This is a genomic window from Aminobacter sp. BA135 (assembly GCF_050859125.1).
Lineage (GTDB): Bacteria > Pseudomonadota > Alphaproteobacteria > Rhizobiales > Rhizobiaceae > Aminobacter > Aminobacter ciceronei.
In genome coordinates this window covers 3,390,040-3,410,966 of the sequence record NZ_CP139572.1, presented here as the reverse complement: position 1 = coordinate 3,410,966, position 20,927 = coordinate 3,390,040, and the positions used below count along the sequence as shown (strand labels likewise).

The following is a 20,927-nucleotide window of genomic DNA, read 5'->3' as shown; positions in this document are numbered from 1 at the left end:
AGGCCGGTGAAGGGCTTTGCGCGGAACGCCCGACGCGTTTCGCGGTACGGAGAGGGACATATCCTTATGAAGAAGACAGTGATTTTCGCGCTGGCTGGCAGCATGCTTGTCGGTGCGTGCACGACCGATCCTTATACCGGTCAGCAGAAGGTTTCGAACGCCGCTGCAGGCGCTGGTATCGGCGCACTCGCCGGCGCCGGCCTTGGTCTGCTCGCCGGCGGCAATGACCGCCGCAACGCGCTGATCGGCGCTGGTGTCGGCGCTCTCGCCGGTGGTCTCGCCGGCGGCTACATGGACCGGCAGGAATCCGAGCTGCGTGCCCAGTTGCAGGGCAGCGGCGTCAGCGTCACCCGCGCCGGCGACCAGATCATCCTGAACATGCCGTCGAACATCACCTTTGCCACCGACCAGGACGCGGTGAAGGCCGGCTTCTACAACACGCTGAACTCGGTGGCGCTGGTGCTCAAGAAGTTCAACCAGACCACCGTCGACGTGTTCGGTCACACTGATTCGACCGGCGGCGACCAGCACAATTTCGACCTGTCACAGCGTCGCGCGTTGTCGGTCGCCAACTACCTTGGTGCCCAGGGCGTCGATTCCAGGCGCTTTGCCGTCACCGGTTTTGGTGCGACTCGCCCGATTGCGTCCAACGCGACTTCGGAAGGCCGCGCGCAAAACCGCCGCGTCGAGATTCAGTTGTCGCCGCTCACCTGAGCTGCAGACCGGAAACTCATGAAAGAACGGCCCCTTGCGGGGCCGTTTTTCATTGAGCGCCGGTGCGAAAAACATGGCGCGCTGACGAAGCCGTCTCGACTGAACGACATCAGGATGGTGTAGCAGCAAAAGAAAATGGCCCCGTTTGGGGCCATTTTGCTGGAGCGTCTTGTCGCTCAGATGTTTGTCGCGATGAGCATGAAGGCTGGCATGTCGTCGCCGAAGCCGACAGTGCGGTCGTCTTCTTCCTCGCGCTGATGGCGGCGATTGCCACGATGATCGTCGCGTCGCGGCCGGTCCTCGTGCTCGCGGTGTTTGCGATCGGCATTGCCGTTCCTGATCGCTTCCTTGCGTTCACGGCGCTCGTTGATGTCGGCAACGACGTTGTCTGCAGGCGCTTCGGCTGCCACGATGGCGGCAGCCTCGACAACCGGTGCCTCGTCACGCGGCCTGCGGTCGCGCTCGCGGCCTGGCTTGTCCTTGCCGCCGGCGCGACGTGGCGCGCCACGGCCGCGGCGCGGAGCCTCGTCGTCGCCTTCGCTGGCAACGACAGTCGACAGGTCACCGTCGTGCCATTCGATCTTGTTGCCGATCAGCTTTTCGATGGCGTCGACATATTTGGTGTCGGAACGCGTCGCGATGGTGAACGACTTGCCCGAGCGTCCGGCGCGACCGGTACGGCCGATGCGGTGGACGTAGTCCTCTGCATGGATCGGCACGTCGTAATTGAAGACGTGGCTGACATCAGGGATGTCGAGGCCGCGCGCGGCAACGTCCGACGCCACGAGAAGGCGCAGTTTGCCGTCGCGGAAATTGGACAGCATGGTCATGCGCGCTCGCTGGTCCATGTCGCCATGCAGCGCGCCGGCATCGAAGTCGTGCTTGACCAGCGAGCGGAACAATTCCGAGACATCGACCTTGCGGTTGCAGAAGATGATCGCGTTCTTGATCTCGTCGCCTTCCGCCTTGATCAGGCGGCGCAGGGTCTCGCGCTTGTCCCAGGGCTTGGGGCCGGATTTGGCAAGGCGCTGGGTGATGTTGACGGCGGTAGAGGCCGCCTTGGCAACCTCGACACGCACCGGCGCATGCAGAAACTGCTCGGTCAGCTTGGTGATCTCAGGAGGCATCGTCGCCGAGAAGAACAGCGTCTGGCGCGTGAACGGGATCAGCTTGCAGATGCGCTCGATGTCGGGGATGAAGCCCATGTCGAGCATGCGGTCGGCCTCGTCGATGACGAGAATCTCGACGCCGGTCAGCAGCAGCTTGCCGCGCTCGAAATGGTCGAGCATGCGGCCGGGCGTGGCGATCAGGACGTCGGCGCCGCGCTCGAGCTTCTTTTCCTGCTCGTCGAACGACACGCCGCCGATCAGCAGCGCGATGTTCAGCCGGTGGTTCTTGCCGTACTTGACGAAGTTCTCCTCGACCTGCGCCGCGAGTTCACGCGTGGGCTCGAGGATCAGAGTGCGTGGCATGCGCGCACGGGCGCGGCCCTTTTCGAGGCGCGTCAGCATCGGCAGCACGAACGAAGCCGTCTTGCCGGTGCCTGTCTGGGCGATGCCGAGAACGTCCTTGCCCTGCAGCGCGTGCGGAATCGCGCCTGCCTGGATCGGCGTGGGCTGGGTGTAGCCCGCGTCGGTGACTGCGGAAAGGACCTTCGGCGAAAGGCCGAGGTCTGCGAAGGTCAACGCTTCTGGAGCGGTCTGAGTGTCTTCGGACAAGTGTGTTGGCTGTCTTTGCTCGTTCAAGGGCGCGGCACGCTGGCCACGACAGGCGCAAACCGCCTGCAATATGCCGCAACGCGATAGGCGTAAGTGCGCGATTTGTCAACTCAAACTGGCACACACGCGGCGATTGCAGCTGAATACTTACAGCTGTGGCCCAATGGTCAGTATTTGAATTGCTCGGCCAGGATGCGTTCGCTCCAGGAATGGCCCGGGTCGAACAGCAGCGTCGCGGTGTGCACAGCGGATTCCCGAACTTCCACTGAAACCACAGACTTGACCTCGGTATGGTCGGCAACTGCGTTCACCGGCCGCTTTTGCTCTTCCAGAATGTCGAAGCGAACAACCGCCGTCTTGGGCAGCAACGCACCGCGCCAGCGCCTGGGTCGGAACGGGCTGACCGGAGTCAGCGCCAGCAGCGGCGCATCGAGCGGCAGGATAGGGCCGTGGGCCGACAGATTGTAGGCAGTGGACCCTGCCGGCGTCGCCACCATGACGCCGTCGCAGATCAACTCGTCCAGCCTGACCTTGCCGTCGACCGAAATGCGTAGCCGGGCTGCCTGGTAGGATTGGCGCAGCAGCGACACCTCGTTGATCGCCAGCGCTTCCCTTGACGTGCCGGTGTCGTCGACGGTCATCATTTCCAGCGGTCGGATGGTTTCGGGCACCGCAGCCGCGAGGCGCTCGGGCAGGGCGCCTTCGCGGTACTCGTTCATCAGGAAGCCGACCGTGCCGCGGTTCATGCCGTAGACACGCTTGCCGGTACTCATCGTCTCGCGCAGCGTCTGGAGCAGAAAACCGTCGCCGCCCAATGCGACGACAATATCTGCCCGTTCATGAGGTATCTGGCCATAGCGCTGGGCGAGCCGCTTGGCCGCGGCATCCGCCTCCGCGGTGCCTGACGATGCGAACGAAAATGTCAGCGACTTGGCGTCCATGTGCTCCCTTGCGGCGGTCCGAACGCCGATGCCGGCCGCCGGCAACGGGGTAGCACGCTGATTTGCCAAAGCAAAGGGAGCCAGCCGGCCTGCGCCAGCCTGGCGCTGGCTGCTCAACCGCCGGCCGAGCGGATGATCGAGCACATGCCGGTGCGGACAACGTCGTTGGTGGTCACCTGGCCCGGCTGGATGTCGAACACGGCGTTGACCAGGGTGCCGCCGCCCTGGCTTCGAGCCACAACACGCAATGTCTGCAGCCGGCCGCTGCCCGAAGTGTCTTGATAGGCGTCGATCGCCCCGAGCTCCTTGTTGACTGTGATGCCGGAGAAGCCCTCGGCGGCGATTGCCTGGGCGAGGCGCTTCAGGGCCTGCGCCTGTTTGACCTTGGGAAACGACTGCGAGCTTTTGAAGGAAACCGCCGTAACCAGCGGAATGCCGCTGACCTTGAAGTTCTTTTCGCATGTCTGTGCCTGAGCTACGGAAACGGTGATCGCCGCCAAGGCAGAGGCGACCAAGACTTGCTTTAGCATTTGCTACTCCACGTACGGGGATTCGATGTCGTTCGGGCCTACATTCCGCCTTCGGCTTCGGGAAGGTCAAGTATCCGCCTCGACAAAGACTGTACTGGAGGCAGGCGTACATTTCCACGGGGCTCACACCACTTACGCATTCCGTCAGCGAGATACGTCCATGGCCGGATCGCAAAGCGTTAAGCTTCGCTCGCTATCCAGCTCTGCATTCGGACCCGGACATGGAAGGGGATCGTCGTGTGGAAGATCACGTTCAGGGCCAGCCTGGTCACCATCGCCGTCATCCTCGTGACCCAGGTCGTTTCGTTTGCGATCCGTCATTTAGCCGGCCAGTCTTTCACGGCGTTTGTCTTTGCTATGAATTCGATCCTGCCGGTGCTGACGGCGTTTCCTGCGGCATTCCTGATCTTCTGGCAGAACGAGAAACTCAGCCATGCGTTTGCCGAACTGTCGCAAGCCCACATGCAGTTGAAGGCAAAAGCAACGCACGACCACATGACCGGGCTGCTGAACCGCGAGGCATTTTTCGAGAAATCGAAACAAGCCAGGCGCAACTGCGATTCCGGCGCGCTGCTTCTGATCGACGCCGACAATTTCAAGAGCATCAACGACACCTTTGGCCACCTCGTCGGCGACGAGGCGATCAAGCTGATCTCGAAGGCGCTACGTTCGGCGATCCGCGAAAACGACCTGGTCGGGCGTGTCGGCGGTGAGGAATTCTGCGCCTTCCTGCCAACCACAAGTCCGGATGAGGCGGCCGCTGTCGCCGAGAGGATCCGCGTCGAGGTCGAGCGGCTTGCATTCTATCCGGTTGAAGGCCGCCCGCATCGCCTGACGGTCAGCATCGGTGCGGTCGTATCCGCTGGGCAGCAACCAACATCGCAGCTCATGCGCCTTGCCGACCGCTGCCTCTATGAGGCCAAGGAACAGGGGCGCAATCGTGTGGTGTTTTCCAGTCCGGTGGTGCCGGTTGTCTGAGGCCGTCTTGCGGGGGCCCAGGGTCAGCCGATGCCGGTGACATAGTGCAGGTAGATGGCGAGCACGATAAAGCCGATGATCGTGGCGATTCCGGTCCAGTCGACCCGCGCCTCTTTCATCTGGCGGAAAAGCTTGAGCAAAAGCAGCCACGCGACAATCACCACGACGGCAATAATCACGAACCTGATCATCCTTCACCTCCAGCGCCGGCGTTCATGCTGCCTGCGATCTGGATATAGTGGGCGCGAGGCTTCAGTTTTAGGGCGCGGGGCCTGTGCGCATCTGGGGATGCCGCGCGGCTCGCCCGAAATTGTCTTTACTGGACCGCAAAATATGCTAACCGGGGCGAATTGCCCTTGTAGCTCAGCTGGTAGAGCAGCGGTTTTGTAAACCGAAGGTCGCGGGTTCGATTCCTGCCGGGGGCACCAGTTCTTCTTACTCAGCAGCTTCCGCATCCGTCCTGGCGACGGCGTCCTGGCAGATGTCGCACCATTCGGCGCCGACGAGCGTTGCCATGCGCTCGACGCCGATTCGCACTGCGGCGTTGGTGGCGCCGGCCGCTGGCACGACTTCGTCATAGGCACGCAGCGATACGTCGCAATAGATCTTGAGCGGTGTTGCCAGGCCGAACGGGCAGACGCCTCCGACGGGATGTCCGGTCAATTCCGCCACCTGCTCGACGTCCAGCATGCGCGGCTTGGCGCCGAAGGCGTCGCGGCATTTGCGGTTGTCGATGCGTGCATCGCCGCGCGCTACGACAAGGACCACCGTCTCGCCGACGCGCATGCAGATGGTCTTGGCAATCTGGGCGGGCTCGACGCCGTGCGCCTCGGCCGCCAGCGTCACGGTTGCCGAGCTTGTCTGTGTCTCGATGACGTCGATGTCAGGGGCGTGTTCGGCGAAGAAGGCTTTCACGGATTGCAGGCTCATGATCGTTCCAGCGCTGGTCATTGCGAATGAGGTGACTTCAGCCGTTGTCACGCCGCTGTCAAGTTAAGGCGATGGCTGACGCGGACCGGCGTTTTGAACTGTCCGCGAAAAAGATTCTCGGGGGTCGTGAACCTTTTGGGTGCTGGCCACGACTGACTGGCATGAGGCGGAGAAACGCCTCCCAGATCAACCGAAGGAGAGCACAATGTCTTTCAAGAGCAAGATTATTTCGGGCCTTATCGCAGCCACCGTCGTCGCAACCGGCCTCATCGGCACCGTCCAGCAGTCGTCTGCCGGTGGCCTGACCCGTGCCGAGGCTGCAGCCCTTGCCGGCGCCGGCGGTTTCATCGCCGGGGCGATCATTGCCGGCGGCCACCGCCCGGCGCCTGGACCCTATTACGACGCCTATTACCCGGTCGACCCTTACGACAGCCACGTCCAGCGCTGCTTCGCGCGCTACCGCAGCTACGATCCGCGCACCGACACCTATGTCGGCTATGACGGCCGCCTGCGCTACTGCCGCCTGTAGTCGGAACCAGATTGCATTGTGGGAGAGGGGCAAACCTTCTCCCACCAGGCGTTTTCAGAGACCCGGCACCGTGCCTTCGGGCGAGCCGCCGATCATCCTGGTCAGTTCTGCTGCGGCGTCGCGGACGATCGGGCCGATTTCGCCGAGACGTTCCGACGTCACGCGCACCGTCGGCCCGGAAACCGAAACGCCGCCAATGGGTTCGCCGAATTCGTTGAACACCGCGGCAGCGATGCAGCGCATGCCGGGATAACGTTCTTCGTCGTCGACAGACCAGCCGCGGCTGCGGATCTTCTCGAGATCGCGGGCAAGCAGCGCCGGTTCAGACAGTGTCCTTTCCGTATAGGCGTCGAGCCCGGCCTTGCGGACGATGGCATTGACCCGCTCGCGGTCGAGATGGGCAAGCACTGCCTTGCCGATGCCCGAGGCATGGAAGGGGCTGCGCGTGCCCGGCCGGAAGAAGGCGCGGATGGCCTGGTGCGTCTCGACCTGGCTGACGAAGACCACGCAATCGTCTTCGGCGACGCCGAGATTGGCGGTTTCCCCGGTCTTTTCCATGAGCTCCTGCATCACCGCGCGTGCGCGGTCGACGAGCTTGCGCCGGCGCAGGAAGGCTGCCCCCATACGATAGGTCTCGACACCGATCGACCACAACTGGCCGTCGCTGTCGAATTCGACCATGCCGTGGTTCTGCAAGGTGGTCAGCATGCGATAGGCGGTCGCGGCGGCAAGGTCGGACGCAGCCGAAATCTCGCTCAGCGACAGGCCGTCACTGTGTGCGACGATGGCGAGGATGCGCAACGCCCGGTCGAGCGACTGCACGGATCCTGCGTCCGGTGCCGGTTGGAATGCGCGGGGCCGTCCGCGCTGTCGTTTTTCCATCGTTGCCATTGCGTCGTTCCAGTTGCTTTTAAAAAACTTTTTCATCCAAATTGGCGAGCGATGCAACGAAAAATGAAAATTGAAGCAAAATCATATGGTAAGAGCCGATTTCAATAAATGAAAAAATATTTTGAAAAAATTGCAAAATGCGGTCGCCGATGACACGATCAGCCAACATCAGTTTTCAGTTGGAGGTAAGACCATGGCCAGGATGCGCGCTGTCGATGCAGCGGTCCTCGTTCTTGAGAAGGAAGGCATCTCGTGTGCCTTTGGTGTGCCGGGTGCGGCCATCAACCCGTTCTATTCAGCGCTGAAGGCGCGCGGTACCGTCCGGCACGTTCTGGCCCGCCACGTCGAGGGCGCCTCGCACATGGCCGAAGGCTATACCCGCACCAAGGCCGGCAACATCGGACTGTGCATCGGTACGTCGGGTCCGGCCGGCACCGACATGATCACCGGCCTGTATTCGGCATCCGCCGACTCGATCCCGATCCTCTGCATCACCGGCCAGGCGCCGCGTGCGCGGCTGAACAAGGAAGACTTCCAGGCCGTCGACATCGCCGCGATCGCCGCCCCGGTCACCAAGTGGGCAGTCACCGTCATGGAGCCGTACCTGGTTCCGATGGCGCTGCAGAAGGCCTTCTATCTCATGCGTTCGGGTCGCCCGGGCCCGGTTCTTGTCGACCTGCCGGTCGACGTCCAGCTCGCCGAGATCGAGTTCGACATCGACGCCTATGAGCCGCTCGCCATCCACAAGCCGGCGATGACGCGGGCCCAGGCCGAGAAGGCGCTGTCGATGCTCAACCAGGCGGAGAAGCCGCTGATCGTTGCCGGCGGCGGTGTCATCAATGCCGATGCCTCGGACCTGCTCATCGAATTCGCCGAAATCACCGGGGTTCCGGTCGTTCCCACCCTGATGGGCTGGGGCTCGATCCCCGACGATCATCGCCTGATGGCCGGCATGTGCGGCCTGCAGACGTCGCACCGCTATGGCAACGCGACAATGCTGGCCTCGGACTTCGTTCTCGGCATCGGCAACCGCTGGGCCAACCGTCACACCGGTTCGGTCGACAAGTACACTGCAGGCCGCAAGTTCATTCACATCGACATCGAGCCGACCCAGATCGGCCGTGTCTTTGCGCCCGATCTCGGCGTGACCTCGGATGCCGGTGCTGCCTTGAAGATCCTTCTCGACGTCGCCACCGAGTGGAAGACGGCAGGCAAGCTGCGTGACTGGTCCGGCTGGGCCAAGGAATGCCAGCAGCGCAAGAAGACGATGAAGCGCAAGACCCATTTCGACCAGGTCCCGCTCAAGCCGCAGCGCATCTATGAGGAGATGAACAGGGCATTCGGCCGCGACACAACCTATGTCACCACCATCGGTCTGTCGCAGATCGCCGGCGCGCAGTTCCTGCACGTCTACAAGCCGCGCAACTGGATCAATTGTGGCCAGGCCGGCCCGCTCGGCTGGACCCTGCCGGCAGCGCTCGGCGTCCGTGCCGCCGATCCGGACCGCGACATCGTCGCCTTGTCGGGCGACTACGATTTCCAGTTCATGATCGAGGAACTGGCCGTCGGCGCCCAGCACAAGCTGCCTTATATCCATGTCGTCGTGAACAACGCCTATCTCGGCCTGATCCGCCAGGCGCAGCGCGGCTTCCAGATGGACTTCGAGGTCAGCCTTGCCTTCGAGAACGTCAACCGCGCGGACGATCCGGAGGCGGGGTATGGTGTCGACCACGTCGCGGTTGCCGAGGCCATGGGCTGCAAGGCGGTCCGCGTGCGCAAGCCGGAAGAGTTCGCCGCAGCCTTCAAGCAGGCCAAGCAGCTCATGAAGGAGCACCAGGTGCCGGTCGTTCTCGAGTTCATCCTCGAACGCGTCACCAACATCTCCATGGGCGTCGAGATCGACAATGTCGTCGAGTTCGAGGAGCTTGCCGAGAGCAACGAAGACGCGCCGACCGCAATCATGCTGCTCGACTGATTTTTCGAGGAAACAACAATGCCTAAGTTTTCAGCCAATTTGTCGATGCTCTTTGGCGAGCATGACTTTCTCGATCGCTTCGACGCCGCAGCGCGCGCCGGCTTCAAGGCCGTCGAATACATCGCGCCTTACGATCATGCACCCGACGTCGTTGCCGCGCGCCTCAAGAAAAATGGCCTGACGCAGGCTCTGTTCAATCTGCCGCCTGGCGACTGGGCGGCAGGCGAGCGCGGCATCGCCGTGCTGCCAGACCGAATCCACGAGTTCCGCCAGGGCGTCGCCAAGGCGATCAGCTATGCGCATGCGCTCGGCTGCGAGCAGGTAAACTGCCTGGCCGGCATCGCGCCTGCCGGCAACGCCCGCGACGTGCTGGAAAATGTCTTCGTCGAAAATCTCGCCTTCGCGGCAGAAAAGCTGAAGACGGCGGGCATCCGCCTGCTGATCGAACCGATCAACACCAGGGACATCCCCGGCTTCTTCCTGAACACCACCAAACAGGCGCTCGGCATCATCGACAGGGTCGGCTCGGACAATCTCTTCCTGCAATACGACATCTACCACATGCAGATCATGGAGGGTGATCTCGCCCGCACCATCGAGGCCAATCTGGCCCGCATTGCGCATGTGCAGCTGGCGGACAATCCCGGACGTCATGAGCCGGGCACGGGCGAGATCAACTACCCGTTCCTCTACGAGCATCTCGACCGCATCGGTTACACCGGCTGGGTCGGCGCCGAATACAAGCCCAAGGCCGGAACGGTCGAAGGCCTGGGCTGGTTTGCTGGATTTGCCGACAAGGGCAGCGCCGCTGCCTGAGCGCGCGGCCACTGGAATGAAAGGAATACGAAAATGGAAAAAATCGGATTTGTCGGCCTGGGCATCATGGGCGCGCCGATGGCAGGTCACCTGCTCGACGCCGGTTATGAAGTCACGGCCAGCGATCATCGTGGCGCGCTGCCGACCGAGCTGGTTGGCAAAGGGTTGAAGGCGGTCAGGGGGCACCAGGCACTGGCCAAGGCTGCCGACATCATTATCCTGATGGTGCCCGATACACCGCAGGTTGCTGACGTGCTGTTCGGTGAAAACAGTGTTGCGTCAGGCCTGTCCAAGGGCAAGCTGGTGATCGACATGAGCTCGATCTCGCCGATCGAGACCAAGGAATTCGCCAAAGAGATCAACGCGCTTGGCTGCGATTATCTCGACGCACCGGTGTCAGGCGGCGAGGTCGGCGCCAAGGCGGCATCGCTGACGATCATGGTCGGCGGTGAGGAGAAGCCGTTTGAGCGCGCCCGTCCGGTGTTCGAGAAGATGGGCAAGAACATCACGCTTGTCGGGCCAAACGGCGTCGGCCAGACCACCAAGGTTGCCAACCAGATCGTTGTGGCTCTCACCATCGAGGCCGTCGCCGAGGCGCTGGTCTTCGCTTCCAAGGCGGGCGCCGACCCGGCAAAAGTTCGACAGGCGCTGATGGGCGGACTGGCTGCCTCGCGCATCCTCGAGGTTCACGGTGACCGCATGGTCAAGCGCACCTTTGCGCCGGGCTTCCGCATCGAACTGCACCAGAAGGACCTCAATCTGGCGCTTCAGGGCGCCAAGGCGCTCGGCGTATCCTTGCCCAACACCTCGATGACGCAGGAGCTGTTCAATTCCTGCGCCGCCAACGGTGGCGCGAAGGAAGACCATTCGGCGCTGGTGCGCGCGCTCGAGCGCATGGCCAATTTCGAAGTCGGCTCGGAGGCGACTGAGACCAAAGGCAAGGCGGCATAGGAGGGAAAGCCACGGCGCAACGTTCCCACGCCGTGATCGTCCCGGCACTGTCGAGGACCGGGCTCCAGCGGCGACGTTGGAGCCTGTTCCGCGTTTCATAGGGACAACGTCACTTGGCGCCTAGAACCGACCATGTCGCGCCGGCATCGCTTGAAACGACGATGGCGCTGGTGCCGGTGACGGCGACCATGCGGTTGGGTGCCTGCGCGTCCAGTGCCAGGTGCAGGATGTATCCGGCAGGGTCGGGGCCTTCGCCCACTGCCTTGAAGTCCGGCGCCGCCTCGGTGGCGCGCAACAGCCCACGCCCCGGCACGTAGGCGTAGATCGCGCCGTCGGAGGCCAATTCCACTGTCGTGACCGGCTGGCCGGCCAGGGCGAACTGTTGCCAGCTCTTGCCATGGAAACTACGGCGTCCGCCAGGTGGAAGGTCAAGGGGGGCAACAGACATAGGTCGCTTGCCGTGGTTATGCCTTGAGTTTCAAAATGCCCGATGCTGATGGCGAGGCTCTCCAGCGCGGGATCAACACACCGTCATTGAATGCATCGCCGAGAAATCCCGGCAGCCAGCGCCCATCAGCTATGCTGCACAGGAGGCGAAAGCGAATTTCGGCTATCGCCTGTCTTTCAGCGCCTCTGTACTGGAAGGCCGCCGACGCGTGTTCTGATCCTGACTCCGAAGGAATGCTCCGAAGTCCGCAGCGTCCACGAGGCCGTAAACCAAGCGCGAGACGCTCTGGGCGGCCACCGGATGATAGCGCATGGTGGCAGGGTCGTAGAACTCGTTCGGGGAAAGGCTCTTGAGCAAGTCGACCGTGCTTGCGGACGCCGCTAGCCAGTCTTCCTTTGTCGAGAACGGTTCGTGCATCGGCAGCTATTCCGCGACAGTGAGGAACTTCCTTGCCGCGTAAAGCGACACAGCCGCCGCATTCGACACGTTGAGCGAGTGGATGGCGCCGGGCATGTCGAGCCGTGCAAGCGCCGTCACGGTTTCGCGCGTCTTCTGGCGCAGCCCCTTGCCCTCGGCGCCGAGCACCAGCGCGACCTTGTCGCCGGCAAATGTCTTTTCGAGTTCCGCGGGGCCTTCCGAATCAAGTCCGATCGTCTGGAAGCCGGCCTCATGCAGCACGCCGAGCGCGTCGGCGAGATTGCGCACCTCTATCATGTCGATGTGCTCGAGCGCGCCGGAGGCCGATTTGGCCAGTACGCCGCTTTCATGTGGACTGTGGCGCTGCGTTGTGATGAGCGCGCCGGCGCCGAATGCTACTGCAGAACGAATGATCGCCCCGACATTATGCGGGTCGGTCACCTGGTCGAGCACCAGAATCAGTGGCGAATCGCCCAGTGCCGACAGCGCCTTGGCCTTTAGCGGCTCGGCCTCGATCAGCACGCCTTGATGCACTGCGTCGGTGCCGGTGATTTTGTCGATATCCTTCGGTTCGACCAGTTCGGTGGCAAAAGGCAGGGTGGCTATGTCGGCAATTTCCAACCGTTCGGCCGCGTTGCGTGTCACCAGCATGCGCCTGATCTTGCGGCGCGGATTGTCGAGTGCCGCGCGCACCGTGTGCAGGCCATAAAGCCGCACCAGGCCGTCAGGAGCGTTCTCGCCCGGAGGCAGCGGACGCTTGGGCCTGAAGGCCGGTGCCCCGCCGCTTTTCTGGTCGCGGAAGGTGCGACGCAGCTTGGCATAGTGGCTGTCTTTGGGTGTTCCGGGCTTTTTCGTATCGTTCATGCGCCTGCTATAGCCGCCACGCCTGGCTTTGGATACGGCCCGTTAGTCGGCGCTTTGAATAATCCGCATGAAAACGCACCATGTCCGGTTGACAGGCCAAAACCTTGTCGCCATAAGCCCACCCAGATTTCGGGGCAGGGCGCTTCGCCACCAACCGGGATCGGAAATGCCTCGTAGCATGGCTCCGGCAAAGCAGTTGGAGGAGTGCCCGAGTGGTTAAAGGGGACGGACTGTAAATCCGTTGACTCAGTCTACGTTGGTTCGAATCCAACCTCCTCCACCACTGCCGGCCCGGACGCCATAAAACGTTGCCTCAAAGGATGGTTCCATCTTTTGGATGCAATGCGCGGCAAGGAATACCAGGGCGTGCTCCGCTCCTGAACAGGCGCGTGACGCTCAGGGGCGCGGGTATAGCTCAATGGTAGAGCAGCAGCCTTCCAAGCTGAATACGCGGGTTCGATTCCCGCTACCCGCTCCAGGCTTTTCGCCGAGGCAAGAAGCCTTTTATTTGCATCCGCTTGTCCCCATATGTGCGTCCAGCACTGAAAGAGCAGCACTGCTTTTGGCCTCGACGTGGTCGTTTGGCCAAAAGGCGCTTGTCTTTTTCGGCCTTTATCGGTAATCGCCCCGCATCCGACCGGAACCAAGGTCCCGATGCTCAAGGAAAGAGACAATGGCAAAAGGTAAATTCGAGCGTAACAAGCCTCATGTGAACATCGGCACGATCGGTCACGTTGACCACGGCAAGACGTCGCTGACTGCTGCGATCACGAAGTATTTCGGCGAGTTCAAGGCCTACGACCAGATCGACGCAGCGCCGGAAGAGAAGGCCCGCGGCATCACGATCTCGACGGCGCACGTCGAGTATGAGACGCCCGCCCGTCACTACGCCCACGTCGACTGCCCCGGCCACGCCGACTACGTCAAGAACATGATCACCGGTGCTGCCCAGATGGACGGCGCGATCCTGGTCGTGTCGGCTGCTGACGGCCCGATGCCGCAGACCCGCGAGCACATCCTGCTCGCCCGTCAGGTCGGCGTTCCCGCCCTGGTGGTGTTCCTGAACAAGGTCGACCTGGTCGACGACGCCGAGCTGCTCGAACTGGTCGAGCTCGAGGTTCGCGAGCTGCTGTCGAAGTACGAATATCCGGGCGACGACATTCCGATGATCAAGGGTTCGGCTGTTGCTGCGCTCAACGATTCGGACAAGAAGATCGGTGAAGACGCGATCCGCGCGCTGATGGAAGCCGTCGACGCCTACATCCCGACGCCGGAGCGTCCGATCGACCGTCCGTTCCTGATGCCGATCGAAGACGTGTTCTCGATCTCGGGCCGCGGCACTGTGGTCACCGGTCGCGTCGAGCGCGGCATCGTCAAGGTTGGCGAAGAAGTCGAGATCGTCGGCATCAAGGCAACCTCGAAGACGACGGTTACCGGCGTTGAAATGTTCCGCAAGCTGCTCGATCAGGGCCAGGCTGGCGACAACATCGGCGCGCTGATCCGTGGCGTTGGCCGTGAAGACGTCGAGCGCGGCCAGGTGCTGTGCAAGCCGGGTTCGGTGAAGCCGCACAAGAAGTTCGTGGCTGAAGCCTACATCCTGACCAAGGAAGAGGGTGGCCGTCACACGCCGTTCTTCACCAACTACCGTCCGCAGTTCTACTTCCGCACGACGGACGTGACCGGTATCGTGTCGCTGCCGGAAGGCACCGAGATGGTCATGCCCGGCGACAACATCACCGTCGACGTCGAGCTGATCGTGCCGATCGCCATGGAAGAGAAGCTCCGCTTCGCTATCCGTGAAGGTGGCCGCACCGTCGGCGCCGGCATCGTCGCTTCGATCAAAGAATAATCGACGTCCTTTCGTCGAATGCATCAAGGGCGGCCTTCGGGCCGCCCTTTTTGTTTGCGCGGCACATTGCACGTCGCCGATCCCGCATTAGTATCTCGGCAAGAAGGCAGGTGGGGATTTGCCATGGGGACAGGAGTGCGCGCGGTTTGGCGGGGAATTCTCCTGCCGCTTGTCTTTGCCGCCGTAACTTCCCTTTTTCTCCCCTGGTCGGCTGAAGCAGCCAAGAGCAAGCCGCCGGAAAATGACGGACCGCCCATGCGCTTTGTCGTCGTGCGCAGCTCTGCTCCGGGATGCGAGCCCTTTTGTCCGGAATGGATCTCGGCCGAGGGCGCGATCACTCCAGCGACACCAGCCGCCTTCAAGAAGTTTCTCAAGAATCTCGGCGACAAAAAACTGCCGGTCATCGTGACCTCGCCAGGCGGTCGGGTCGAGGCAGCCTTGGAACTGGGTCGCATGCTGCGTACCCGCAAGCTCGACATTGGCGTCGGGCTGACACGCTTCGTCGAATGCGCGCCCGATCAGAAGGGCTGCAAGCTCGATCCGGCCAGGAAAGGCATCTACCAGGGCGCTCTATACTCGGCTGGCGCCTATTGCGCCTCCGCCTGCTCGATGATGTTCGCGGGCGGAGTACGCCGCCATGTCGGCCAGTGGGCCTATATGGGGGTGCATCAGGTGACGTCCCATGTCACGCAGCAAAAGATCACCTATCGCGAGACCTACAAGGTCGTGAAAGGCAAGAGGAAGACCGTCAGCCGCAAGGTCGTCCGTCGCAAGACCGTTGGAAGCTACACCACCACCAAGATGGGAAAGGCGTTCAACGCCAGGATGTTGACCTATCTCAAGGAGATGGGGGTCAAGAAGGAGATGTACGAGGTCGGGCAAAGCACTCCCGCCGCCGAGATGCGGCAGCTGGCGCCCGTCGAGATGCTCAATATGAACCTGATAACCAGCCTGGATGCTACCGACGTGCTGGTGAGCATCGAGAACTGCAGGACCGCGGCTCCTGCTGCGAACTGCGTTCTGGCGCCGGGAAAAAAACTTGCGTCCAATTCCTACCCCAAGCCCCTCGTGCCGAACGGACCCGGGATGTGGCTGGCAGTCGTGCGTTCGGTCGGGGCCTGTGAACCTGACTGCCCGGAATGGATTTCCGCCGAAGGGCAGGTCGACGAAACTGCGCCGCAGCGGCTGGAAACTCTGCTCAAGGAACTAGGTGACATAAAGCTCCCATTGATAATTTCCTCAAGCGAGGGCGATCCGATTGCCGCGATGCTGATGGGGCGCGTTGTCCGCGCAAACGGTCTTGATGTGGCCGTTGGGCGCACGTTCTTCGCCGGCTGCAAGCCGAACGGCAAGGGCTGCACCGGCTGGCAAGGTGACGGGCGGCCATATCTGGGCATAGCGGGATCAGGCGGGGCGGAATGTGGCGAGAGTTGCCTTTTGGTGCTGTCGGCAGGAAAGACCCGACTGATTGGCGAGGGAATTCTAGCAGGCTGGGGTCCCAGTCCGGCACTGGATGCTCCAATACGTAACCATTACCTCGTGCAGATGGGGGTTGGACCGAAAGTCGCCGACGCGACACCCGGTTTTGACAAGTTGGATCACGCAGCGCTGGCTCTCCTCCGGGAGGGATACCTGACGACCAGGTCGGGTTCTACGCAACTTCTGATCGACAGCGGCCTTTGCCGGATGTCACCTCGGCCTGTGAACTGCCGCGCGCTGCGTTAGGAGGGGCATGGCAGGAGTTCTTCGTTGCTTACTTCCCGCCGGCGATTCAGCTCCCCATATGCCTCCAACGCAAGTGGAGGAAAATGATGCAAAAAGACGTACCGACATTGTTCGATTGGGCCGGCGGAGCTGCGGCGCTCAACCGGCTGACGGAGGTGTTTTACGACAAGGTCCTCGCGGATCCGGTGCTCGAGCCGGTGTTCCGACACATGTCCGGCGACCATCCCGCGCATGTCGCTGCGTTCATCGGCGAGGTGTTCGGCGGGCCGAAGGATTACAGTGAAAACCATGGCGGCCATCCCGCGATGATCAGCCACCACCTCAATCGCCACCTGACCGAGGAGCAGCGCCGGCGGTGGATTGCGCTGTTGCTCGATGCCGCCGACGAGGTGGAACTGCCCGACGATCCCGAGTTTCGTTCGGCATTCGTCGCCTATCTCGAATGGGGCACGCGACTGGCCAAGCTGAATTCACAAGACGGTGCCGCACCGGCGCTTCACGAGCCTATGCCTCGTTGGGGCTGGGGCGTTCCTGGCGGACCTTACGTGCCAGCAGCCAAATCGTGAGATGAAGCCTGGGCGTGCCCAGGCAATGCCCCGACCCTAAAAACCACCGTAATTTCGCGGAACCTGCCTTGGGACAGGGGACAAATCGCATGCTGATCGCGCATCTGCCGGCCGGTTTCATTCTGGGGACGCTGGCTCGGGACGTCCGGCCTGGTGCCCGTGCGGTTATGCCCGCCGCGCTTTTGGGTAGCATCGCGCCCGACCTCGACATGTTCTACTTCTACCTGGTCGACGGCCAGCAGACGCACCACCACAGCTTCATCACACACTGGCCGCTGTTCTGGGTCGCGCTTGGATGTGTCGTCCTGCCACTGGTCAAGTGGCTGAAGCCACGGTTCGCATCCGCGGCCGTGGTGTTCTTCTTTGCCGCCATGATCCACATGGTGCTCGATTCGATTGCAGCGCCGATGCTGTGGCTGATGCCGTTCAGCGACGTCTCCGTCGAGCTTGTCACCATTCCGGCGCGCTATTCGCACTGGGTGCTGAGCTTTGTCCTGCACTGGACCTTCGCGCTTGAGATCACCATCTGTGCTTGGGCAGCGTTCCTGGCCGTCAAACAGATTCGGCAGCACAAACTGGCGAAAGCCGCGTGCAGCTGAACGCCGGTAGCCATCGGGCGGGAGAGGGCGCTTGTGTTACGCCTGACGAAATCCGCCTGTGAATGTTTCCGACATCACGCATTGCGCTCTTTACAGATGCGGTGGAAATCCCTAGGAAGCCCGTGCTGCGCAGATGGTGCGCGGCGAGATGCACGGGCATAGCTCAGTTGGTAGAGCGGCGGTCTCCAAAACCGCAGGTCGTAGGTTCGAGCCCTGCTGCCCGTGCCAGTCTTGCCAGAATTCGCTAATTCAGGCATAAGGACTGCAATAGCCGGAACGGAACGACTGGATGGTTCCGACGCGGCGTTCAAACGTAAAGCTTGTTCCTGCCACTTGCGTGGAGAGAGAATCGGTTTTATGTAAGCGAAACAGACACGCGGCGCGTGGAGCTGGGGATCCGGCTTTACGCGTCCGAATTGCATGGGCGAAATGTTGCGCTGATTCGGCGTGGATGTCGTCCATGTGATGGCATCTCCCGGTCACGGGATCATCCAGAAGTCCGGTCAACGGACGTTGAGAGCAGAGCGGCACATGGCGAAAACCACGAACCCCTTCACCTTTCTGCAGCAGGTAAGGTCGGAAACGGCGAAGGTGACGTGGCCATCGCGGCGCGAGACGATGATCTCCACGGTCATGGTTCTCGGCTTTGCAATTATTGCGATGATTTTCTTTTTTGCCGCTGACCAGCTGATGGCATTCGCCGTCGAGCAGATCTTGGGCATGGGCCGTTAAGGTCGCGAATACGGAGAATTCCTGAGATGACTGCGCGCTGGTACATCGTCCACGCCTATTCGAACTTCGAAAAGAAGGTCGCCGAGGACATCGAGCACAAGGCCAAGCAGAAGGGCCTGAGCGAGCAGATCGAGCAGATCGTCGTTCCGACCGAGAAGGTTGTCGAGGTTCGCCGCGGCCGCAAGGTTGATGCCGAGCGCAAGTTCTTCCCGGGCTATGTGCTTTTGAAGGCCCATCTGACCGATGCCGTGTTCTCGCTCGTGAAGAACACGCCGAAGGTCACTGGTTTCCTTGGCGATTCGAAGCCCGTGCCGATCACGGAATCCGAGGCCCAGCGCATCCTGAACCAGGTTCAGGAAGGCGTCGAGCGGCCGAAGCCGTCGGTCACCTTCGAGATCGGCGAAGCGGTTCGCGTTTCCGACGGTCCGTTCGCGTCGTTCAACGGTTTCGTCCAGGAAGTGGACGAGGAGCGCGCGCGCCTCAAGGTGGAAGTTTCGATCTTCGGGCGCGCCGTGCCTGTCGATCTCGAATTCGGTCAGGTCGAAAAGGGCTGATCGAAGCGCCTGTCACCGGTTTCGGTGGAAGGCAGTGCCGGGCGCAGGCCTGGCGCAAGCATGGTGGGAGATGAGGCGGCTTAGCCGGTTGTCTTTTTCGCACCACCGAACTGCAACCGCCGGGTCATCCGGCATAAGACGAAAGCAGGAAAGAGATGGCTAAGAAAATAGCGGGCCAGCTCAAGCTCCAGGTTTCCGCGGGTTCGGCGACGCCGTCGCCCCCGATCGGTCCGGCGCTTGGTCAGCGTGGCATCAACATCATGGAGTTCTGCAAGGCGTTCAACGCGCAGACCCAGGAGCTCGAGAAGGGATCGCCGATCCCGGTCGTGATCACCTATTACCAGGACAAGTCGTTCACCTTCGTCATGAAGACGCCGCCGGTGTCCTACTTCCTGAAGAAGGCTGCCAACCTGAAGTCGGGCTCGAAGGAGCCGGGCAAGGTCAAGGCTGGTGAGATCAGCAGCGCCAAGGTGCGTGAGATCGCCGAGACCAAGATGAAGGATCTGAACGCGAACGACATCGAAGCCGCCATCAAGATGGTTGAAGGCTCGGCTCGTTCCATGGGCCTGGAAGTGGTGGGCTGAGATCATGGCTAAGATTGCAAAGCGCGTTTCCAAGTCCCGCGAAGGCATCGATGTGAACAAGGCTTATGGCCTTGGTGAAGCCATCGAGCTTTTGAAGGCTCGCTCGTCGGTCAAGTTCGACGAGACCATCGAAGTCGCCATGAACCTCGGCGTCGACCCGCGCCACGCTGACCAGATGGTCCGCGGCGTGGTCAACCTGCCGAACGGCACGGGCCGTACCGTCCGCGTCGCCGTGTTCGCACGTGATGCCAAGGCTGACGAAGCCCGCGCCGCCGGCGCCGACATCGTTGGTGCGGAAGATCTCGTCGATATCGTCCAGAAGGGCCAGATCGACTTCGACCGCTGCATTGCCACCCCTGATATGATGCCGCTGGTCGGTCGTCTCGGTAAGGTGCTCGGCCCGCGCGGCATGATGCCGAACCCGAAGGTCGGCACCGTCACCACCGACGTCGCAGCGGCCGTCAAGGCTTCGAAGGGCGGCGCCGTCGAGTTCCGCGTCGAGAAGGCCGGCATCATCCACGCCGGCGTCGGCAAGGTCTCGTTCGACGTCAAGGCCCTGGAAGAAAACGTCCGCGCTTTCGCTGACGCGGTCAACAAGGCGAAGCCCGCAGGCGCCAAGGGCGTCTACGTCAAGAAGGTCTCCGTCACCTCGACGATGGGCCCAGGCCTCAAGGTCGACCTCGGCACGCTCGCAGCGTCCTGATGATTTGAAGCGGGATCAGCCGGCAACGGCTGAATCCTGAATAGTATTCCGGGCCTCCGGGCCCGGATTTTCGGAAGCTGGCAACAGCTTTCGAAAATCCTGTCCGAGATTGCAGGCGGTCCAGGCGACCCTTGGTCCTTAATTCGAATGGGCCTGCATGAGACGGGTGAAGACCAGACAACGGAGCCTCGGCTCCAATGAAAGGTTCGAACCGTGTTTGCCTTTTGTCTGCGCATCGCGCCGGGCCGCAAGCCCGTCAGGTGTGGCGAAAGGGGGCAGGATCCTCGAGCGCCGTTCGGGTGATCTGGAATTTCTGGATTGGCCGCCCGGCAAAAGGCAACCCGACCGCTCACCCCGCAAATGGGAGGCGGTCAACTGGAGATAGGCAGTGGACAGAGCGGAAAAACGCGAACTCGTCACGGGCCTGAATGACGCGTTCTCGAACGCAGGTTCAGTGGTCGTGGCCCACTATGCCGGTATCACCGTCGCGCAAATGAACGATCTTCGCGTGAAGATGCGTCAGGCCGGCGGCACCGTCAAAGTCGCGAAGAACCGTCTCGCCAAAATCGCTCTTCAGGGCACGGAATCCGAAAACATCATCGATCTGTTCAAGGGACAGACGCTGGTTGCTTATTCGGAAGATCCGATTGCAGCGCCGAAGGTCGCGTCCGAATTCGCCAAGACCAATGACAAGCTTGTCATCCTTGGTGGTTCGATGGGCACGACCTTGCTCAACGCCGATGGTGTGAAGGCTCTCGCCTCGCTCCCGTCGCTCGACGAGCTGCGTGCAAAGCTGGTTGGCATGATCGCCACCCCGGCTACCCGGATCGCCCAGATCGTCAATGCGCCGGCGGCTTCGGTCGCGCGCGTCATTGGCGCTTATGCCCGGAAGGACGAGGCGGCATGAGGCCGT

The 20,927-nt window shown here is 61.9% G+C and carries 24 protein-coding genes and 4 tRNA genes; 19 read left to right on the top strand and 9 right to left on the bottom strand.

Annotated elements, in window-relative coordinates; translation table 11 throughout:
• Positions 1–66 precede the first annotated feature (66 nt).
• Positions 67–714 (top strand): OmpA family protein, encoded by a 648-nt coding sequence (locus SLT36_RS16595; RefSeq protein WP_067961829.1) that lies wholly within the window; start codon positions 67–69, stop codon positions 712–714.
• A gap of 176 nt (positions 715–890) precedes the next feature.
• Here SLT36_RS16595 and SLT36_RS16590 read toward each other — a convergent pair whose 3' ends face one another.
• The 3 genes from SLT36_RS16590 to SLT36_RS16580 form a co-directional block, all read right to left on the bottom strand.
• On the bottom strand, positions 891–2,432 hold the full coding sequence (locus tag SLT36_RS16590) for a DEAD/DEAH box helicase (protein ID WP_067961831.1): 1,542 nt from the start codon (positions 2,430–2,432) through the stop codon (positions 891–893).
• A 167-nt stretch (positions 2,433–2,599) separates the two neighbouring features.
• The gene (locus SLT36_RS16585) at positions 2,600–3,373 is read right to left on the bottom strand and encodes an NAD kinase (RefSeq protein WP_432283570.1); all 774 of its coding nucleotides are present in this window, start codon (positions 3,371–3,373) and stop codon (positions 2,600–2,602) included.
• Between the two features lie 113 nt (positions 3,374–3,486).
• Positions 3,487–3,903 carry a hypothetical protein gene (locus SLT36_RS16580; RefSeq protein ID WP_067961833.1) on the bottom strand — a complete coding sequence of 139 codons (417 nt, stop codon included), beginning with the start codon at positions 3,901–3,903 and terminating at the stop codon, positions 3,487–3,489.
• A gap of 237 nt (positions 3,904–4,140) precedes the next feature.
• On the opposite strand from SLT36_RS16580, the gene SLT36_RS16575 reads away from it, so the two are divergent.
• Positions 4,141–4,881: a GGDEF domain-containing protein gene (locus SLT36_RS16575; protein ID WP_432283569.1), complete on the top strand. Its 741-nt coding sequence runs from the start codon at positions 4,141–4,143 to the stop codon at positions 4,879–4,881.
• Positions 4,882–4,904: 23 nt separating this feature from the next.
• Here SLT36_RS16575 and SLT36_RS16570 read toward each other — a convergent pair whose 3' ends face one another.
• The gene (locus SLT36_RS16570) at positions 4,905–5,072 is read right to left on the bottom strand and encodes a hypothetical protein (RefSeq protein ID WP_165915959.1); all 168 of its coding nucleotides are present in this window, start codon (positions 5,070–5,072) and stop codon (positions 4,905–4,907) included.
• A gap of 161 nt (positions 5,073–5,233) precedes the next feature.
• Between SLT36_RS16570 and SLT36_RS16565 the strand changes: the two genes are divergently transcribed.
• Positions 5,234–5,309: transfer RNA gene (locus tag SLT36_RS16565), tRNA-Thr, on the top strand.
• Positions 5,310–5,316: 7 nt separating this feature from the next.
• Here the strand turns inward: SLT36_RS16565 and SLT36_RS16560 are convergent.
• Entirely contained in the window at positions 5,317–5,811 is a 495-nt protein-coding gene (locus SLT36_RS16560) for a YbaK/EbsC family protein (RefSeq protein ID WP_432283568.1), read from the bottom strand.
• A gap of 205 nt (positions 5,812–6,016) precedes the next feature.
• On the opposite strand from SLT36_RS16560, the gene SLT36_RS16555 reads away from it, so the two are divergent.
• A complete protein-coding gene (locus SLT36_RS16555; protein WP_432283567.1) occupies positions 6,017–6,340 on the top strand; it encodes a BA14K family protein in 324 nt (107 codons plus the stop codon).
• Between the two features lie 54 nt (positions 6,341–6,394).
• On the opposite strand, the gene bhcR is transcribed toward SLT36_RS16555, so the two are convergent.
• Positions 6,395–7,231: an HTH-type transcriptional regulator BhcR gene (gene bhcR / locus SLT36_RS16550; RefSeq protein ID WP_432283566.1), complete on the bottom strand. Its 837-nt coding sequence runs from the start codon at positions 7,229–7,231 to the stop codon at positions 6,395–6,397.
• 193 nt (positions 7,232–7,424) lie between these two features.
• Between bhcR and gcl the strand changes: the two genes are divergently transcribed.
• The 3 genes from gcl to SLT36_RS16535 are packed head-to-tail and all read left to right on the top strand — an operon-like array spanning position 7,425 to position 10,973.
• Entirely contained in the window at positions 7,425–9,206 is a 1,782-nt protein-coding gene (gene gcl, locus SLT36_RS16545) for a glyoxylate carboligase (protein ID WP_432283565.1), read from the top strand.
• Between the two features lie 18 nt (positions 9,207–9,224).
• Positions 9,225–10,022 carry a 2-oxo-tetronate isomerase gene (gene otnI / locus SLT36_RS16540; RefSeq protein WP_432283564.1) on the top strand — a complete coding sequence of 266 codons (798 nt, stop codon included), beginning with the start codon at positions 9,225–9,227 and terminating at the stop codon, positions 10,020–10,022.
• A gap of 33 nt (positions 10,023–10,055) precedes the next feature.
• Positions 10,056–10,973 carry a 2-hydroxy-3-oxopropionate reductase gene (locus tag SLT36_RS16535; protein ID WP_432283563.1) on the top strand — a complete coding sequence of 306 codons (918 nt, stop codon included), beginning with the start codon at positions 10,056–10,058 and terminating at the stop codon, positions 10,971–10,973.
• Positions 10,974–11,082: 109 nt separating this feature from the next.
• Here the strand turns inward: SLT36_RS16535 and SLT36_RS16530 are convergent, their stop codons facing one another.
• Complete coding sequence (locus tag SLT36_RS16530; RefSeq protein WP_432283562.1) at positions 11,083–11,421, bottom strand: hypothetical protein; 339 nt, start codon at positions 11,419–11,421, stop codon at positions 11,083–11,085.
• Between the two features lie 423 nt (positions 11,422–11,844).
• Positions 11,845–12,702 carry a 23S rRNA (guanosine(2251)-2'-O)-methyltransferase RlmB gene (rlmB, locus tag SLT36_RS16525; protein ID WP_432283561.1) on the bottom strand — a complete coding sequence of 286 codons (858 nt, stop codon included), beginning with the start codon at positions 12,700–12,702 and terminating at the stop codon, positions 11,845–11,847.
• 198 nt (positions 12,703–12,900) lie between these two features.
• Between rlmB and SLT36_RS16520 the strand changes: the two genes are divergently transcribed.
• The 7 genes from SLT36_RS16520 to SLT36_RS16490 all read left to right on the top strand — a co-directional run bounded on the left by SLT36_RS16520 (position 12,901) and on the right by SLT36_RS16490 (position 17,669).
• Positions 12,901–12,985 (top strand) — tRNA-Tyr (locus SLT36_RS16520).
• Between the two features lie 121 nt (positions 12,986–13,106).
• Positions 13,107–13,180: transfer RNA gene (locus SLT36_RS16515), tRNA-Gly, on the top strand.
• Between the two features lie 195 nt (positions 13,181–13,375).
• Positions 13,376–14,551 (top strand): elongation factor Tu, encoded by a 1,176-nt coding sequence (tuf, locus tag SLT36_RS16510; protein ID WP_067961853.1) that lies wholly within the window; start codon positions 13,376–13,378, stop codon positions 14,549–14,551.
• 123 nt (positions 14,552–14,674) lie between these two features.
• Complete coding sequence (locus SLT36_RS16505) at positions 14,675–16,276, top strand: hypothetical protein (RefSeq protein ID WP_432283560.1); 1,602 nt, start codon at positions 14,675–14,677, stop codon at positions 16,274–16,276.
• An 86-nt stretch (positions 16,277–16,362) separates the two neighbouring features.
• On the top strand, positions 16,363–16,842 hold the full coding sequence (locus SLT36_RS16500; RefSeq protein WP_432283559.1) for a group II truncated hemoglobin: 480 nt from the start codon (positions 16,363–16,365) through the stop codon (positions 16,840–16,842).
• 89 nt (positions 16,843–16,931) lie between these two features.
• Entirely contained in the window at positions 16,932–17,441 is a 510-nt protein-coding gene (locus SLT36_RS16495; RefSeq protein WP_432283558.1) for a metal-dependent hydrolase, read from the top strand.
• A gap of 152 nt (positions 17,442–17,593) precedes the next feature.
• Positions 17,594–17,669 (top strand) — tRNA-Trp (locus SLT36_RS16490).
• A 21-nt stretch (positions 17,670–17,690) separates the two neighbouring features.
• Here SLT36_RS16490 and SLT36_RS16485 read toward each other — a convergent pair.
• Positions 17,691–17,903, bottom strand: a complete 213-nt coding sequence (locus SLT36_RS16485; RefSeq protein WP_432283557.1) for a hypothetical protein — start codon at positions 17,901–17,903, stop codon at positions 17,691–17,693.
• 69 nt (positions 17,904–17,972) lie between these two features.
• On the opposite strand from SLT36_RS16485, the gene secE reads away from it, so the two are divergent.
• The 5 genes from secE (at position 17,973) to rplJ (ending at position 20,921) form a co-directional block, all read left to right on the top strand.
• Positions 17,973–18,173, top strand: a complete 201-nt coding sequence (gene secE / locus SLT36_RS16480) for a preprotein translocase subunit SecE (protein ID WP_067966516.1) — start codon at positions 17,973–17,975, stop codon at positions 18,171–18,173.
• A 26-nt stretch (positions 18,174–18,199) separates the two neighbouring features.
• On the top strand, positions 18,200–18,727 hold the full coding sequence (gene nusG / locus SLT36_RS16475; protein WP_067961861.1) for a transcription termination/antitermination protein NusG: 528 nt from the start codon (positions 18,200–18,202) through the stop codon (positions 18,725–18,727).
• 155 nt (positions 18,728–18,882) lie between these two features.
• Positions 18,883–19,311, top strand: coding sequence for a 50S ribosomal protein L11 (gene rplK, locus SLT36_RS16470; protein ID WP_067961864.1), 429 nt, complete (start codon positions 18,883–18,885; stop codon positions 19,309–19,311).
• A gap of 4 nt (positions 19,312–19,315) precedes the next feature.
• Complete coding sequence (gene rplA / locus SLT36_RS16465) at positions 19,316–20,014, top strand: 50S ribosomal protein L1 (protein WP_115732112.1); 699 nt, start codon at positions 19,316–19,318, stop codon at positions 20,012–20,014.
• Positions 20,015–20,402: 388 nt separating this feature from the next.
• Entirely contained in the window at positions 20,403–20,921 is a 519-nt protein-coding gene (gene rplJ, locus SLT36_RS16460) for a 50S ribosomal protein L10 (RefSeq protein ID WP_067961867.1), read from the top strand.
• Positions 20,922–20,927: the final 6 nt, after the last annotated feature.

Coding starts and splice junctions, on each gene's coding strand:
- SLT36_RS16495 (WP_432283558.1), top strand. CDS start 16,932: ATGCTGATCGCGCATCTGCCGGCCGGTTTCATTCTGGGGACGCTGGCT.
- SLT36_RS16595 (WP_067961829.1), top strand. CDS start 67: ATGAAGAAGACAGTGATTTTCGCGCTGGCTGGCAGCATGCTTGTCGGT.
- SLT36_RS16555 (WP_432283567.1), top strand. CDS start 6,017: ATGTCTTTCAAGAGCAAGATTATTTCGGGCCTTATCGCAGCCACCGTC.
- SLT36_RS16500 (WP_432283559.1), top strand. CDS start 16,363: ATGCAAAAAGACGTACCGACATTGTTCGATTGGGCCGGCGGAGCTGCG.
- rplK (WP_067961864.1), top strand. CDS start 18,883: ATGGCTAAGAAAATAGCGGGCCAGCTCAAGCTCCAGGTTTCCGCGGGT.
- bhcR (WP_432283566.1), bottom strand. CDS start 7,231: ATGGCAACGATGGAAAAACGACAGCGCGGACGGCCCCGCGCATTCCAA.
- SLT36_RS16535 (WP_432283563.1), top strand. CDS start 10,056: ATGGAAAAAATCGGATTTGTCGGCCTGGGCATCATGGGCGCGCCGATG.
- SLT36_RS16530 (WP_432283562.1), bottom strand. CDS start 11,421: ATGTCTGTTGCCCCCCTTGACCTTCCACCTGGCGGACGCCGTAGTTTC.
- tuf (WP_067961853.1), top strand. CDS start 13,376: ATGGCAAAAGGTAAATTCGAGCGTAACAAGCCTCATGTGAACATCGGC.
- secE (WP_067966516.1), top strand. CDS start 17,973: ATGGCGAAAACCACGAACCCCTTCACCTTTCTGCAGCAGGTAAGGTCG.
- gcl (WP_432283565.1), top strand. CDS start 7,425: ATGGCCAGGATGCGCGCTGTCGATGCAGCGGTCCTCGTTCTTGAGAAG.
- SLT36_RS16570 (WP_165915959.1), bottom strand. CDS start 5,072: ATGATCAGGTTCGTGATTATTGCCGTCGTGGTGATTGTCGCGTGGCTG.
- otnI (WP_432283564.1), top strand. CDS start 9,225: ATGCCTAAGTTTTCAGCCAATTTGTCGATGCTCTTTGGCGAGCATGAC.
- SLT36_RS16580 (WP_067961833.1), bottom strand. CDS start 3,903: ATGCTAAAGCAAGTCTTGGTCGCCTCTGCCTTGGCGGCGATCACCGTT.
- SLT36_RS16560 (WP_432283568.1), bottom strand. CDS start 5,811: ATGAGCCTGCAATCCGTGAAAGCCTTCTTCGCCGAACACGCCCCTGAC.
- nusG (WP_067961861.1), top strand. CDS start 18,200: ATGACTGCGCGCTGGTACATCGTCCACGCCTATTCGAACTTCGAAAAG.
- SLT36_RS16505 (WP_432283560.1), top strand. CDS start 14,675: ATGGGGACAGGAGTGCGCGCGGTTTGGCGGGGAATTCTCCTGCCGCTT.
- SLT36_RS16485 (WP_432283557.1), bottom strand. CDS start 17,903: ATGGACGACATCCACGCCGAATCAGCGCAACATTTCGCCCATGCAATT.
- SLT36_RS16585 (WP_432283570.1), bottom strand. CDS start 3,373: ATGGACGCCAAGTCGCTGACATTTTCGTTCGCATCGTCAGGCACCGCG.
- rplA (WP_115732112.1), top strand. CDS start 19,316: ATGGCTAAGATTGCAAAGCGCGTTTCCAAGTCCCGCGAAGGCATCGAT.
- rlmB (WP_432283561.1), bottom strand. CDS start 12,702: ATGAACGATACGAAAAAGCCCGGAACACCCAAAGACAGCCACTATGCC.